This is a genomic window from Hungatella sp. SB206 (assembly GCF_051132295.1).
Classification (GTDB): Bacteria; Bacillota; Clostridia; order Lachnospirales; family Lachnospiraceae; genus Hungatella; species Hungatella effluvii.
Map to the genome: position 1 here is coordinate 2,242,278 of NZ_CP096603.1, position 15,287 is coordinate 2,257,564.

The 15,287-nt window shown below is 46.8% G+C and carries 10 protein-coding genes; 9 read left to right on the forward strand and 1 reads right to left on the reverse strand.

The features are described 5' to 3' along the window. Positions 1-8: 8 nt before the first annotated feature. Together M1L66_RS09660 and M1L66_RS09665 are read left to right on the forward strand one after the other, a co-directional pair. Entirely contained in the window at positions 9-3,212 is a 3,204-nt protein-coding gene (locus tag M1L66_RS09660) for a UvrD-helicase domain-containing protein (protein WP_434692558.1), read from the forward strand. Positions 3,213-3,532: 320 nt separating this feature from the next. Further along, complete coding sequence (locus M1L66_RS09665) at positions 3,533-6,541, forward strand: 3'-5' exonuclease (RefSeq protein WP_434692560.1); 3,009 nt, start codon at positions 3,533-3,535, stop codon at positions 6,539-6,541. A 97-nt stretch (positions 6,542-6,638) separates the two neighbouring features. Here the strand turns inward: M1L66_RS09665 and M1L66_RS09670 are convergent, their stop codons facing one another. Next, a complete protein-coding gene (locus M1L66_RS09670; RefSeq protein WP_187021923.1) occupies positions 6,639-7,706 on the reverse strand; it encodes a substrate-binding domain-containing protein in 1,068 nt (355 codons plus the stop codon). Between the two features lie 416 nt (positions 7,707-8,122). Between M1L66_RS09670 and M1L66_RS09675 the strand changes: the two genes are divergently transcribed. From M1L66_RS09675 to M1L66_RS09705, 7 genes are read left to right on the forward strand one after another with little or no spacing between them, the layout of a single operon-like run. Next, complete coding sequence (locus M1L66_RS09675) at positions 8,123-8,911, forward strand: transketolase (RefSeq protein ID WP_434692563.1); 789 nt, start codon at positions 8,123-8,125, stop codon at positions 8,909-8,911. A gap of 15 nt (positions 8,912-8,926) precedes the next feature. Further along, positions 8,927-9,931, forward strand: a complete 1,005-nt coding sequence (locus tag M1L66_RS09680) for a transketolase family protein (protein WP_187021835.1) — start codon at positions 8,927-8,929, stop codon at positions 9,929-9,931. Then, a complete protein-coding gene (locus M1L66_RS09685; protein ID WP_187021833.1) occupies positions 9,909-10,604 on the forward strand; it encodes an RpiB/LacA/LacB family sugar-phosphate isomerase in 696 nt (231 codons plus the stop codon). Before M1L66_RS09680 ends, M1L66_RS09685 begins: the two co-directional genes overlap by 23 nt. A gap of 16 nt (positions 10,605-10,620) precedes the next feature. After that, entirely contained in the window at positions 10,621-11,535 is a 915-nt protein-coding gene (locus M1L66_RS09690; RefSeq protein WP_434692566.1) for a carbohydrate ABC transporter permease, read from the forward strand. A 15-nt stretch (positions 11,536-11,550) separates the two neighbouring features. Further along, entirely contained in the window at positions 11,551-12,372 is an 822-nt protein-coding gene (locus tag M1L66_RS09695) for a carbohydrate ABC transporter permease (RefSeq protein ID WP_187021829.1), read from the forward strand. Between the two features lie 35 nt (positions 12,373-12,407). After that, on the forward strand, positions 12,408-13,901 hold the full coding sequence (locus tag M1L66_RS09700) for an ABC transporter substrate-binding protein (RefSeq protein ID WP_434692569.1): 1,494 nt from the start codon (positions 12,408-12,410) through the stop codon (positions 13,899-13,901). Position 13,902: 1 nt separating this feature from the next. Beyond that, positions 13,903-15,255 carry a DUF4038 domain-containing protein gene (locus M1L66_RS09705; protein ID WP_434692572.1) on the forward strand — a complete coding sequence of 451 codons (1,353 nt, stop codon included), beginning with the start codon at positions 13,903-13,905 and terminating at the stop codon, positions 15,253-15,255. The last annotated feature ends 32 nt before the right edge of the window (positions 15,256-15,287 follow it).

Here is a 15,287-nt window from a genome sequence, read left to right on the forward strand (position 1 = left end):
GAAAAATTATGTATATAGCGGATTTACATATTCATTCCAGATACTCGCGGGCGACGAGCAAAGACTGTACACCGGAATATCTGGATTTATGGGCCAGGAGAAAAGGGATTTCCATTGTTGGTACCGGGGACTTTACCCATCCGGCATGGCGCCAGGAGCTGAAGGAGAAGCTGGAGCCGGCGGAGGATGGGCTCTATGTGCTGAAGGAGGAGTACCGGATCAAAGATGAAACGGCAGGTGCTTCAGCTGTGCCGCGCTTTGTGATTACAGGAGAGATCAGTTCCATTTACAAGAAACACGACCGGGTGCGGAAAGTGCACAGTGTGATTCTGCTTCCGGGGCTGGAGGCGGCCGAGTGCCTGTCAGGAAAACTGGAAACGATCGGCAACATTCACTCCGATGGGCGTCCCATCCTGGGGCTGGACTGCCATGATCTTTTGGAAATTATGCTGGAACTCAATTCTGAATCGATCTATATTCCGGCGCATATCTGGACGCCGCATTTTTCCCTGTTCGGAGCATTTTCAGGGTTTGACACGGTGGAAGAATGCTATGAGGATTTGACGCCGTACATTCACGCCATGGAAACGGGACTCTCCTCCGATCCGCCCATGAACTGGCGGCTTTCGGCGCTGGACGACTATCAGCTGGTGTCCAATTCAGACGCTCATTCCCCTGCAAAGCTGGGGCGGGAAGCGAACTTACTCGATATGGAATTGTCCTATAAAGGGCTGCAGACGGCGATACAGACGGGAGAGGGGCTGATGGGAACCATCGAATTCTTCCCGGAAGAAGGAAAATACCATTATGACGGCCACCGGAAATGCCATCTCTGCCTGAGCCCTCTGGACACTCAAAAATACTCCGGTAAATGCCCTGTCTGCGGCAGAAAACTGACCATAGGCGTTTCCCACCGCGTGGAGCAGCTGGCGGACCGGGAAGAAGGGTTCGTGCTGCCGGGAGCGAAGGCATTTGAGAGTCTGGTTCCGCTGCCGGAGGTGATTGCCGCATCCACCGGACATTCAGCGGCCAGCCGGAAGGTGGAAAATCAGTATTATGAAATGCTTTCCGCACTCGGCTCAGAATTTTCAATTCTCAGGGAGCTTCCGATTGAAGATATCCAAAAGGTCTCCGGCCGCCTGACGGCAGAGGGAATCCGCAGACTGCGCGAAGGAAAAGTGGAACGCCGGCCGGGCTATGACGGAGAATACGGGACCATACGCTTATTCAATCAGATGGAACTGGACGGAATGGACGGACAGCTCAACCTGTTTACGGGAGTCGAGATGGCCGAATTGTCACGCATGGAGACGGCTGCGGCTGCGATGGAGGTTCCGGATCATTCATCAGAGCAAGAGGCGAAACAGAGGATAGAGGGAACGGTTGACGCAGGCGGAGACGAAACAGCGTCCCACCAGCTTACGTCCGTCTTAAATCCGCAGCAGGAGGCCGCTGTGACAGCAATCTCTCGCACCATCAATGTGGCTGCAGGCCCTGGAACGGGAAAGACGAAGACACTGGTGTCCCATGCCTTCCATCTTCTGGAGGAAAGAGGGGTAAAACCGACGGAAATGACTGCCGTTACATTTACCAATCAGGCGGCCAGGGAGATGCGGGAGCGCCTGGAAAGCCAGTTAGGCGGAAAACGATTCGTAAGCCGTATGAGAATCGGAACCTTTCATTCCATTTGCCATGATATCCTGAAAAAATCAGGCCTGGAGTTTACTCTGGCCGATGAATTGGAGATGAAGGATACCGCAGAAGAGATCATTGCAGACCGGGAGCTGAACCTGCCGGTCAGACAGTTCCTGCGGCAGGTTTCCGCGAGAAAATGCGGTCTGGAAAAAGAGACGGAATCGGTTCCGGCAGAGGCTTACGAGGCATATCAGAGAAAGCTGAAGGAGCAGGGGATCCTGGATTTCGATGATCTGCTTCTGGAAACGCTTCACCTTTTCGAAGAGGAGGGGAAGAATAAAACGCTCCGCCAGGGATTCTCTTATCTGCTGGTAGACGAGTTCCAGGATATCAGCCCTGTTCAGTACCAGCTGATTCAGGAATGGAATAAGGGTGGGAGAGAATTATTTGTCATTGGAGACCCAGATCAGGCGATCTACTCTTTCCGGGGATCGGATGCCAGATGCTTTGAAAAACTGAGAGAGGACTATCCTCAGATAACCACAATCTGTCTGGAGCAGAATTACCGTTCCACTCCGCAGATCCTGGAGGCGGCCTCCGGCGTGATTTCACAAAACGATGGACCGGAGCGAAGACTGATTCCGCAGAGGCAGGCTGGTACTCCGGTGCGCCTGGTGACGGCATCCGGGGAGATGTCAGAGGATATTTTTGTGGCAAAAGAGATTAACCGCCTGATCGGCGGAATCGATATGCTGGACGCGCAGGGGCATTTGGAAACGGGGGATGACTTAAGAGCCAGAAGTTTTTCGGACATCGCCGTGCTGTACCGTACCAACAGACAGGCGGAGCTTCTGGAGACCTGTCTGAAAAAAGAGGGAATTCCTTATGTGGTTGCCGGCAGGGAAGATTTCCTGATGGAACCGGCTGTACGGGGAACGCTCTGCTTTTTCAAAGCGCTTCTTAACCCGGAGGACCGGACGGCGCGCCGGCTGAGCCTGAAGCTGTTATGGAAGCTGCCGGAGGATGAAATGTCCGGGAGTATTTTCGATGCGGCGGCTTTAAAGTACCGGAAAAAGATAAAAAAGGAAAAGCCGCAGAAGCTTCTGGAGGCCTGGGTCTCGGATATGAATCTGCAGGAAGAAGAGGGCGTGGCAAAGCTGGCCTCCATGTCTGTTTTTTATAAAAATATGGCCGAATTCCTCGATAACCTGACCTTTGGGCAGGAAAGTGATATAAAACGGTGCGGAGGCAAAACGTATACATCGGATTCCGTGACACTCATGACGCTGCACGGCTCAAAGGGGCTGGAATTTCCAGTGGTTCTGATGTGCGGAGTCAGAAAAGGGCTGATTCCACTGGAGAGCGGTAAGCAGGATATCGATGAAGCCGAAGAGCGACGTCTGTTCTATGTTGGTATGACCCGTGCAAAGGATGAACTGCTTCTGATTACATCGCAGGAACCGTCACCGTTTTTGAAAGCGATTCCAGAGGAAGTGATAACGCGGGAAAATGCGGGAAAACAGCGTGATCCGGGTATGGGGAAACAGATGAGCCTGTTTGATTTCATGCAGCCGTGATGCGTGGAATATGTGGAAGCGAAATAATGGATTAAACGAAAATGCTGAAAGAAGGTAAAAACTCGAGAGTGTGATTGGAAATAAAAAAATGCCCTGACAGATATCCGGGCACACTTCATTATCCATTATACATAATTTTTTATTACAAGTCTACCATTTTTTCTTTTTTTTGCTAAGATAGTAATATGCACGTAACAGTTCAGACGGCGGGAAAATTGGCGCAGGAAGCAGCGTCAAGCTTGCTTGTAAGCGGCTTTATGCACCAATTTTCCCGCCGTCTGAACTGCAACATATGCGCAGAACAAAGAAGGGAGACGGGCATGAAGCAGAAAAATCAGACAGAGACAAAGAGTATACCGGGAGTCACCCTGGAGGATGAGAGAAATACACTTTCAGAAATTCTTGCCATAGCGGACAGGAATTTAAATCAGGCCAGGTCCTCTGTTGAGAATTTAGCAGATGAACTGCATGAACTGAAGGAAATTTATGATGTAGAGGACAAAGAAGGTCTGGCGCTGTGGTTCAATACCGACGCCAGATTCCAGCAGGTCCGGCAGGAACTGCTCCGCATGGAGCGAAGCAGAAAAAAGCCGTATTTTGGAAGAATTGATTTTACTGATGCCAGTCTGTTAAAGAAAGAGTGTTACTACATTGGAAAGGCAGCAATTACAAAGAATTCCGCAGAGCTGGTAGTCATCGACTGGAGGGCGCCGATCGCATCGGTTTATTATGAAAGTTCCCTTGGAGCGTGTACGTATTCGGTAAAGGGAGAAGGGGCGTTTGAGATCGATCTCTCCAGAAAGCGCACCTACGAAATCGAAAACGATGAACTGAAGGATTTTTACGATTCGGACGTAGTGGCCAATGATGATCTGCTGACAAAATACCTTGCCAGGAATAAACGATCCGTATTAAATGATATCATTGCAACGATTCAACAGGAGCAGAATGAGATCATTCGTAAGAGGCCGCAGCATAATGTCATTGTACAGGGCGGGGCCGGTTCCGGTAAGACGACTGTGGCCATGCACCGCATTTCCTATATTTTGTACAACTACGATCTGGAATTTCAGCCAAAGGATTTCTACATTATTGGAAGCAACCGGATTCTCCTCAACTATATCACGGGTATTTTACCGGATCTGGACGTGTACGGCGTATCACAGATGACGATGGAGCAGTTGTTTACGCGTCTTCTGTATGAGGACTGGGATGATAGGAAATATACGATTAAAAAACTGGAGCGGGAAGATAAAACAGCCTGCGTAAAAGGCAGCTTTTCCTGGTTTCATGATCTGGAAGCGTTTTGCCGGCGCTACGAGTGGAGCTATATTCCGTTGGAGGATGTCTATACGGAGAAAACACACCGCCTGCTGATGACCCGGAGCTCCATTGAGGGGCTGCTTAAGAAGTTTGATTACCTGTCGCTTCCTGACAAGCTGGACAAGCTGACGGAGCACCTCATGGCGAAGGTGGAGAATGAGATATATGGAAGATACTATACGTATCCGCCGGAAGAGCAGAAGGCGCTTCTGAAGTATTACCAGACCTATTTCGGAAAACGGGAGTGGAAGGGTTCCATTTTTGAGTTGTATGACAGTTTTCTGGCAGAGCAAAGGGAAAAAGGAACCCGGATTCCTTCACCTGGAAATTACTTCGATCTCTATGATCTGGCCGCATTGGCTTATCTGTATAAACGAATCAAGGAGACGGAGGTCATCCAGGAAGCAAGCCATGTGGTTATCGATGAGGCGCAGGATTTTGGCATGATGGCCTATGGGGCATTAAAATACTGCCTCAGTAAATGTACGTATACCATTATGGGCGATGTGTCCCAGAACATCTATTTTGATTACGGACTGACAGACTGGGAGGAACTCAGGAGCCTCATGCTGCCAGGGGAATTTGATTATTTCGGGCTGCTGAGAAAAAGTTATCGAAACACGGTGGAAATCTCTAATTTCGCAACGAATATTCTGCAGCATGGGAATTTTCCTATTTATCCGGTTGAGCCGATTATCCGCCACGGAAAAGAAGTTCGAACGACGGGGTGCGAGGATGAGGGACGGCTGATTGCAGAGACCGCGGGCACCATTTTGGAATGGCAGAAGAAGGGCTATGAAACGATTGCAGTCATTTGCAGAGACGAAGAGGAAGTGAGCAAATTAACGAAAGAGCTGCGGAAAAAAGTAGAACTTCGGGAGTTTGATGCGGAAACGGAAGAGTTTGGAAGCGGTGTTATGGTTCTGCCGATCGAATATGCAAAAGGTCTGGAATTTGATGCAGTTCTCCTTTTTAATGCCAGTGAGGAGAATTATCCGTCAGAGGATGGCTTTGCGAGACTGCTGTATGTGGCGGCTACGAGAGCGCTCCATGAACTGGTGGTGCTTTATTCCGGAAAATTGACAGATTTGATTGGTACCACCGTATCAGAGGAGAAGAAACGAAAGTACGTAGTCGTGCGGCAGGAGCAGCCTGCCAGGCGGGTGCGTGAGGAGAAGCCCAAAACCAACAGGGAAATAGAACTGGAACGCGTATCCCATGGAAAATTCGAGATGGAACTGCGCAACCGCATCGGACCGAAGCGAATTGTTGTTCAGAATTCCATCGAAGAGAAGCGGTCAGAAAAAGTACGCGCTGCAAATAGCCCGTCAGAAAAATCGGAATTTGGAGTAATTCCGGGTACGAACAGCTTAAGGCCGCTGGGCCATTCCAAATTAAATCTGGCAGTACGATGGGTGACCGGCAATAAAAGCTATGTTGAGGTGACGAATGCCTGCGGAGTTCTTCGGGTCACGCCGATATGTGAAAATGCAGTACGAATCACTTTTGCAGGGGAGTCATTAGGCAGGCTTCCGGAGATACCGGCAGAGATTGAACTCACACCAAGGCTGAAATGGAATTACAGGGAAGACAAGGGCCGTGTGGAGGTGAAATTTGGAAAGCTGCTCTTGCGGATCGACAAGAAAAACGGCGGAATCTCTTTCTATACTGAGAAAGAGATGCTTCTTCTCAGCGAAAATCCATCACTGCCAAGACAGATAGCAGGCGCTCCCCAAAATAAGACGTGGACCTATTTCGACTGGAGCAAAAAAGAGGTATTGAAGGCGAGAGGGGCGGTCGACCAGCAATGGCTTGATTTGAAGACTACAGCAAAGTATATCTCTTTCGGTGCAAAATCAAAGAGGCCTGCCTGTGTCAAGTCGAACAGCGGCTATCAGATCCTGGTTCCAGGGGGCAGACGGGTCATGTGCTGTACGATTCCGATGTATGGCTCTTATTTATATACGGAAGGGGAAGCGCAGATTGATTATTTTTTCATTTTATAGGTAATGGCGGGCTCTTTATTTGAACGGTGTTATAGTGTAAGCAAATAAAAGTAGGATATGGCGTATGTAATTCGGCAGCCATATCCTACTTTTTGTTTTACGTGGATTCTCCAATGATGAAATCTGAAAAAAATTCCGCCGCATGCGGTGGAGCCTTTTGATTGTTTTTTACAGCTTCCATACGTGCGATTGCCTCGCGTGCGCATTCACGGTAAGGATGCCGGAACGTGGTCAGGGAGAGCGGGGACATGGCTCCTACATCAACGTCATTGTCACAGCCGATCACACAAATGTCCTTTGGCACACGCACGCTGTTTTTGGTGAAAAAATTAATCAGAGCAACTGCAATACGGTCAAAACTGCATACAACAGCTGTTGGACGCGGGCTAAGCGATAGAATTCTGGCGCCTATACGGTCGATTTCCCCCTGAATATCTGCGATTGATCCAACGTTGGCGTTAGTCAGGGAAAAGATATTCTGCTTTTCCAATGGTATGGAAGAAAGGTCCAAAGCAGTCTGGAAGGATGAAAATCTGTCGTGAATAGTAGAAATCTTTCCATAGGCTTTGATGTAAGCGATGTGCTCATGGCCATTTTGCAGTAAATATTCAGCAGTCCGGCTTCCAATATAGTTGTTGCTTACACCAATGTAATGAAAATTCCGGCCATGAAAATACCGGTCGATCAGAATACAGGGCAGTTCTTCATTCATTTTCTGGAGCAGTGCCAGGTTCGGGTTATCGGTACTGTCACAGGTAGTTAAAAATAAAAAATCCGGACGCAAAGAAGCCGGCTTGGAGTAGATTGTTTCCATCAGACGGCCTTCCTCTTCCACGGAATTATGGGTATTACTGAAGATTAAATTGATTCCGTGTCTCGAAAATATGCTTTCGAAATTAGACAGATATTTGTTGATCGTGTAATTCCAGGTAGTAAAAGGAAGCAAGTACTGGACCGACAGTTCCTGGCCCCGATTGTATTTGCTGTTTACTCCGATTGGCTTTTCGCAGAGCCGGTATCCCTGACGGGGAGATGTCCCTTTTTTTATGATCCCCTTTTCATTCAGAGACTGGATTGCTGTCAGAACAGAATTGCGCGACAAACAGAGACGGGATTGGAGTTCACGTACAGAGGGAATTGTATCGCCTACTTCAAGCTCATCCATATAAATCTGCTGTAAAATTAATTTTTCCTGGGTTATTAAATCATTCTTATTCATGTAATTATCTTAGATGAATAAGGGGGAAAAGTCAATACAATTATTCCGGAACAGGAACAAAAATATAAACAAAATAGGAACAAAAAGATTGTATAATATGACAAAAATAACAAAATAGGAACAAAAATAGAACAAAAGTGGTTGACTTTAAATGGTCAAGTATGGTTTAATTCAGTTAGGGCGAGAGAACAAATGCCAATATGTTCGACGAAATGTCAACATTCAGAAGCGGAAATGTTGAAGTCTCCGGCGGATGTGCAGAGCGCCCAAAGGTATTATGTCATGCAGGCATGACGGGCGCTCGCACCAATTTGCCGAGGCGAATTGAATAGGATCATGGAACAAAAAACGGAGGAGTGATTATGGAAGTAATACAGCAAATAAAGAACGGAATAAAATTGGCCGTGTGTTCTTCAGGAGGTGGGCACGCGGGGGGAAGTCTTTCTGTCTCAGATATTCTTGCAAGCCTGTATGGTACAGTTATGAAGTATGATTCTTCAAATCCGGAGTGGGAGGGGAGGGACCGGCTGATTTTATCAAAGGGGCATTCTGGAATTGCTCTCTACGCGGCTTTGGCGGCCAGCGGATTTATTCCATTTGAAGAGCTTGCCAGCTTCGGAGCGGCGGGAAGCCGTCTCATGAACCATCCGGACGCACATCTGGTTCCAGGAGTGGAAATGTGTACCGGTTCACTGGGGCATGGCCTTTCCCTTGCAGTGGGTATGGCTTTAGCTGGACAGATGAAGGGGCAGGAATATTTCACATACTGTATTCTGGGTGACAGTGAATGCTGTGAGGGCAGTGTGTGGGAGGCCGCCATGTATGCCTTCCAGAAGAAATTAAAACGATTGGTTGTTATTATTGACCAAAATGGAATCGGATGTGATGGTCCGTTGGAGAAGATGGTTCAGATGGAACCGTTTGACAGCAAATGGAGCAGTTTTGGATTCAAGGTAGAGGAAACTAACGGACATGATGCAGATGAGATGAATCAGTTGTTTTTACGCCTCCGGGAAGAAAGGAATGGGCCTTATGCGGTTATCGCTCATACGATAAAAGGCCATGGGCTGAAAAGGGAAATTGAGGGAACGGGAGCCAGTCATTACATATCAGGAACCAGTGAGGCTCTCAATGAAATGTTTGCATTTTAGGAGGTGAAGCAGACCATGCAGGTGAAAGAAAAAGTATCCGCGCTTTCGCAGTTGGGAGCATCGGCAGGAAAGTTGGAACAGTTAATGGAGACAGATGAACAGATTGTTGTAATAACTGCGGATCTGGCAGAATCCTGTAAACTTAAAAGAATCGAGAAACGCTTTCCGGATAGATTTATAAATGTCGGTATTGCTGAGCAAAACATGGTATCCATTGCAGCAGGGCTGGCGCATGAAGGATTTAAGCCATTTGTTCATACGTTTTCTGTCTTTTCCAGTCTGAGGGCCTGTGAACAAATCCGTACGGATGTATTCTATAACCAGGCAAATGTAAAGATTATAGGGACGCATTGCGGCATGAGCGGAGGGCAGGCAGGATCAACGCATTTTTCCCTGGAAGATATCGGGGTGATTCGGGCCATGCCGGAAAGTGTCATGATTGCTCCGGCAGATGCAGTTTCTGCCGCCAAATTTATAGAATTGCTTTCTGGTATCAAGGGACCGGCTTATGTCCGGCTGGACAGGAATCCGCTTCCGAATTTATATGATGAAAGCTATGAGGCTGTGATTGGAAAAGGTAAGGTATTGACGGAAGGAAGGGATATTGCAGTTATCGCTATTGGTGAGGCAGTGTCAGAGGCGCTGGCAGCAGGAAAAGAACTTCTGCAGCAGGGAGGTCCTGTTATTACGGTGGTGGATATGGCGACCATTAAACCGATGGACTATGAGCTATTAAAGCGGTTATCGGAAAAGCATTCTGTTTTTATAACCGCGGAGGAGCACAATGTTTATGGTGGCCTGGGAAGCGCGGTCGGACAGGCTGCGGCAGAGTTGGGGCTGGGAATCCGGTTAAAATGTATTGGGATACCGGACTGTTATCCTCAGGGAAATCCAATCGGCTGCAACAGAGCTATGTATGGTTTAGATAAAAAATCAATAAAAGAGGCCGTAGAAAAATTATATGGAGTAACAGGCGGTCGGGACAGGGAGGACAGTTATGAGAGTGGCATTGATGAATGAATTCAGCCAGGCAAGTAAAAATGCATTGATTTTACGAGCACTGGAAAAGAGTGCTGCAAAATATCATGTGGAGTGGTTCAATACGGGGATGAGGACAGATAATGATCAGCCGGTGCTAAACTATATCCACCTGGGCATCCAGGCATTCGTACTTCTTAATACAGGGACGGTCGATTTTGTAATAACAGGATGCGGTTCTGGTCAGGGAGCCTGTATGTCTTTAAACAGTTATCCAGGTGTAAACTGTGGTTATATTACAGACACTTCAGATGCATATCTGTTTACACAGATTAATAATGGAAACGCGGTTGCACTGCCTTTTGCCAAGGACTTTGGATGGGCTGCGGAACTAAAATTGGAGGATATTTTTGATAAGCTGTTTTCTTGTGAGGGCGGGGGCGGCTACCCCGTGGAAATGCGGGACATTCAGCGTAAAAACGGTACAGTTTTTAATCAGGTAAAAGATGTATTGTGTAAGGAACCTGTGGATATTTTGAAGGCATTGGATCCGGAAATGGTGAGAACTGCACTGGAAGGGGCGTGGTTTTGCAGTTGTTTTCAAAAATATGCAAAGCCGGGAAGCCTGACCGCATATGTAAAAGAAATAATTGCAGAAAAACCAGATGATCCTGCTTTGTCAGGCACAGGCGGACACGACGGCTCTAAAAACTGACAGGGAGGAGACGGATATGGATACAAAAAAAACAGGGCGGAGAAGGATGGGAACGACTGGAGTTATACGAAAGATGCAACCATACCTGTATATTTTGCCACTCTTTATTCTTCTTGGAGTTTTCAAACTGTATTCCTCGGTTTATGCGATCTATCGGTCATTTTTTGAATGGGACGGCGGACGGATATCGGTGTTTATCGGAATTCAGAACTATATAGCGCTGCTTACCGATGCAACGTTTGGAAAATCGCTGGTGAATCTTTTTATATTATTGGTAACGTCTGTACTTAAAGTAGTAACTGTTCCGCTTCTGGTAGCAGAACTGGTAATGAGTGTGAAACGTCAGTTTTCCAGCTACTTATATAAATATCTGCTCATCATTCCCATGGTGGTACCTGGCGTGGTGATGATTCTGTTATGGCGCTGGATTTACGATTACAATGGGCTTCTTAACGGTATACTATCGACACTGGGGCTTGAAAATCTTATGCACTCCTGGCTGGGGGAGCAGGCGACAGCTTTGGGGGCTCTGATCTTCTACCAGTTTCCATGGGTCACAGGAATTCAGTTCCTGATCTTTCTGGCAGGGCTGCAAAGTATTGATACGAGCATTTATGAGGCGACCAGAATTGATGGCATTGGTCCGGTAAGCAGGCTCTTTTACATTGATATTCCACTGCTGACAGGACAGTTCCGCTATCTGATAATAACTACAATCATATCGACATTCCAGGCATTTGAACACGTCCTTATCATGACAAATGGAGGACCGGGGGATTCCACCATGGTGCCGGCATTACATATGTATAATGAGACATTTTCATATTATAACATGGGATATGCGTGTGCCATGGGAACGGTACTGTTTTTGTTTACATTAGGTGTTACCGCCTTTAATATGAAGTATATTAAGGGCGTTGACAGTCAATAGGGGGGAGAAAGTTACATGAAAAAAAGACACATAAATCGCTTGCTTGTGCATGGTACACTGATTTTTATACTTTTTCTTACTATTTATCCTTTATTTGTGATGGTGGTATCTTCCCTGAAAACGAATATACAGATTTATCAGAATCTCTATTTTTTCAGTCTGCCGCTGCATTTTGAACATTATACCATTGCTTTTGGACAAATATACAAAAGCATTATAAACTCATTGATTGTAACAGCAGGTAACGTAATTCTTACCCTGATTATTTCTGCGTTAGCTGGCTATGCCTTTGCGCGATTCCAGTTTAAGGGGAAAAACTTATTATTCATGGTTATGATGATGATGATGATGGTGCCATATTTCCTTATATTGATCCCTCAGTTTATTATTTCACAGAAAATGCATTTATTAAACACTTATGCAGTGCAGATACTGCCGCCATCGTCGGCCTTTGCAATATTATCTACATTTCTGATCACTACTCATATGGAATCCCTGCCGCAGAGCCTGTTTGAAATGGCTACGATTGAGGGTGCAAGTGATTTTAAAATTTTCTATTACATAGCATTGCCGCTCAGCAAACCAATTATGGCTACTGTATGTATTACAACGTTGATTTCCAGCTGGAATAACTACATATGGCCGCTGGTATCAGCCAATGCCGAGAATGTACGTCCGGTAATTTTGCAGGTATCAAAGGTGATAGCCAGTACCTATCAGATGCCGGGTGTCAGTTTTGCAGCATACGTAATTGCATCGATCCCGCTGCTTCTCATCTTTACAGTTGCAACAAAACCGTTTGTGGAAGGGCTGACCGCAGGGGCAGTGAAAGCATGATAAAACGTTTATTATTTTAAGGAGGATAAATTATAATGAAAATGGGGAAGAAACTTTTAGCAATGACATTGGCAGCACTTACACTGACCGCCTTAACCGGATGCGGAGAAAAGACGGAAAGCAGCCAGGCGTCACCAGAATCGACACAGGAGGCGGTAAATACAGGCCAGGCGGATGGAAACTGGCATCCGGATAAGCCCATTACACTTAAGTGGGCAACCTGGGAACATAACAGTGCGGAAGGACAGGAATACTTAAAAAAATCGCTGGAGCTATATAAAAAATACCAGCCCAATATCACGGTTGAATACGAATACATTGCCAGCGACCAGTATCAGACGTGGCTGCAGACACAGTTGATGGGAGGCACCGCTCCGGATCTGTTCCTGGTTCGCCATACCTGGGGGCAGCAGTATCTGCGCGATGGTTCTGTGATTGATCTGACCGATTATCTGAATCAGGAAACCAACCCTTACAACAGCAATTTAAACTGGATGAGCACATTTCAGGAGTCGGTAATGGCACAGGTGATGGATCCTACCAACGGGAAATACGCCAGTGTACCAACCAATGGGGTTCTTTGCAAGCTGTTTTACAATAAGGATCTGATGGCGAAAGCAGGAATTGATACGATGCCGTCCACATTTGCTGAGTTATTGGAAACGTGTAAGGTGCTGCAGGGAGCAGGCATCACTCCAATGGTAGTCGGTATGAAGGTTTCAGAAGGTGGTGGTTATCACTGGTTCGAACGTCTCATGATGGATCCGCTGGCCACCCGGTTTATCGAGGATCTGGATATTAACGGAACCGGACTGATCGAAGTCAATGAAATTGCCCGCGGTGTAGACCAGGGAGTCATTGATATTACAAAGAAGCCGTGGAAGGATATTTATCCGCTTATTAAAGAATTTTCGCAGTATTGGTATCCAGGCTACACCGCTATGGATAATAATGAGGCTTTGGAACAGTTCATGCGGGGAGAGATTGCCATGACCTTTTCAGTCGGATCTTATGCAAAAATCATGGCCAGTAATCCTGATTTGTCTTTTGAGATTGGAATAACTGAATTTCCGACCCTTGGGACAGAGAGCCATCCGGATTCTTCCGGGATTGCATATGAAATTGGAGGGGCACCCCAGGGAAATATCTGTATACCGACCACAACCACAGGGGATCAGCTGCTGGCGGCCATGGATTTCCTGAAATTCAAGACAGGCCAGGAGGATTCCAGCCTTTACGTAAATGAGCTGTGGGGCGTTACTCCGATAAAAAATGTAGAAGTCAACAGTGATAATCCTATGCTGCAGGCCCTGCAGTTTAAAAATGACGTATCGCCTTTAAAATTGTATGAGACTTATTTTGATAAGCAGTTCTTTGATGATTCTGTTATGTATGGCCAGTTGTATTTACAGGACGAGATGAGTCTGGAGGAGTATACTCAGGTTCTTCAGGAGGATCTTGTAAAAGCAAAAGATAATTACGTGAAAAAGGAAGGCTGGAGCGAAGAGAATAATTGGGGAGAGGATTAATATGAAACTTACAATATCACCGGATAAACATTATTTTATGAAGGAGGGTAAGCCGCTGTTTCTGATGGCAGATACAAACTGGAGTGCGTTTACCCATCCGGATTTGGAAGAATGGCGTGAATATCTTGATTTTCGCAGGGAGCAGAATTTTAATGCGGTACAGATGAATCTGCTGCCGCAGCGCCATTCCTGCACACCACGTCAATGGATTCATCCATTTACAGTTACGGGTGAAGGCCGTTTTGACTATTCCTGCATCCGGACAGAGTATTTTGACCATGTATGCCAGTATCTAGATGAGATGGCAGCACGAGAGATGCAGCCCATGATTGTACTTCTATGGGGGAATTTTGTTCCGGGTACCTGGCAGGGGATAAGGGACGCAGGTCGCACAAACGTGGAGGAAAAACCATATTATCAGCCTATGACGATAGCTGAGATGGAGCATTTCTTACAGTACGTGATCCCGAAACTGCGGGAATACAATCCTGTATTTCTGGTAAGCGGTGATGTAAATCTATCCGAGGACGTGGTTCATTATGATACTGTTCAGGATCAGAGGGGGGCCAACCCTGAGACTGTGGCGTTTTATCACAAAGCGTTGCAGATCACAAAGAGTCTGGCGCCGGACTGTCTTACAACGCTGCATATTGCTCCTAAAGTAGTACTGCCTGCGCAGCTGATAGAGGCTCCGGAACTGGATTTTTATATGTATCAGCCGGGTCATGTATACTCGGAGCCACAGCTAAATCGTACACTGGCACAGGATATCCGTTCCTATCCGGTCTCACGTCCCGTATACAACAGTGAGACCAGTTATGAAGCAAATATATACTTCGACCGGTCACAGGGCCGGTTTGATGAGAGATGGATACGGAGAGCTTTCTGGCAGGGAGTGTTGAGCGGGGCAAACGCAGGATTTACCTATGGTGCTGGCGGTGTGTGGCTATGGAGACAGAATCAGAATTTTTGCAGTGAAAGAGGAGATTTGGGGTTGGTAAATGACTGGCGGGATGACTTACGCCTGCCGGGAGCCTACGATATGGGGTTTGCAAAACTGGCCGCAGATACGATCGGATTTTACGATTTGAAGCCAGCTTCTGATCTGATACACAACAATCCCTGTGAGGAGATTGTATGTGCAGCAAATGATGATCAAAGCAAACTTGTTATCTATATGCCGTTTTCATGGCCAATGAGTGTCAATGCCGATTTAAGTGGTTATCGTGTCTGCGGAGTGGATCTGGAAAAACGCTGGGCATTAACTCCTGCATTCTCTGTGCAGGACGGAATCACCTCTTTCGGACAATTGCGTTATAATCATGATTATCTTATTGTTGCATGTAAAGAATAATGTTTGGGAGAGCGGAGGCCGAAGGGTCTCCG

What these genes read in the sequence shown, in the direction of transcription:
- M1L66_RS09660 (WP_434692558.1), top strand. Translation starts at nt 9, where the DNA reads ATGTATATAGCGGATTTACATATTCATTCCAGATACTCGCGGGCGACG.
- M1L66_RS09665 (WP_434692560.1), top strand. Translation starts at nt 3,533, where the DNA reads ATGAAGCAGAAAAATCAGACAGAGACAAAGAGTATACCGGGAGTCACC.
- M1L66_RS09670 (WP_187021923.1), bottom strand. Translation starts at nt 7,706, where the DNA reads ATGGATGAGCTTGAAGTAGGCGATACAATTCCCTCTGTACGTGAACTC.
- M1L66_RS09675 (WP_434692563.1), top strand. Translation starts at nt 8,123, where the DNA reads ATGGAAGTAATACAGCAAATAAAGAACGGAATAAAATTGGCCGTGTGT.
- M1L66_RS09680 (WP_187021835.1), top strand. Translation starts at nt 8,927, where the DNA reads ATGCAGGTGAAAGAAAAAGTATCCGCGCTTTCGCAGTTGGGAGCATCG.
- M1L66_RS09685 (WP_187021833.1), top strand. Translation starts at nt 9,909, where the DNA reads ATGAGAGTGGCATTGATGAATGAATTCAGCCAGGCAAGTAAAAATGCA.
- M1L66_RS09690 (WP_434692566.1), top strand. Translation starts at nt 10,621, where the DNA reads ATGGATACAAAAAAAACAGGGCGGAGAAGGATGGGAACGACTGGAGTT.
- M1L66_RS09695 (WP_187021829.1), top strand. Translation starts at nt 11,551, where the DNA reads ATGAAAAAAAGACACATAAATCGCTTGCTTGTGCATGGTACACTGATT.
- M1L66_RS09700 (WP_434692569.1), top strand. Translation starts at nt 12,408, where the DNA reads ATGAAAATGGGGAAGAAACTTTTAGCAATGACATTGGCAGCACTTACA.
- M1L66_RS09705 (WP_434692572.1), top strand. Translation starts at nt 13,903, where the DNA reads ATGAAACTTACAATATCACCGGATAAACATTATTTTATGAAGGAGGGT.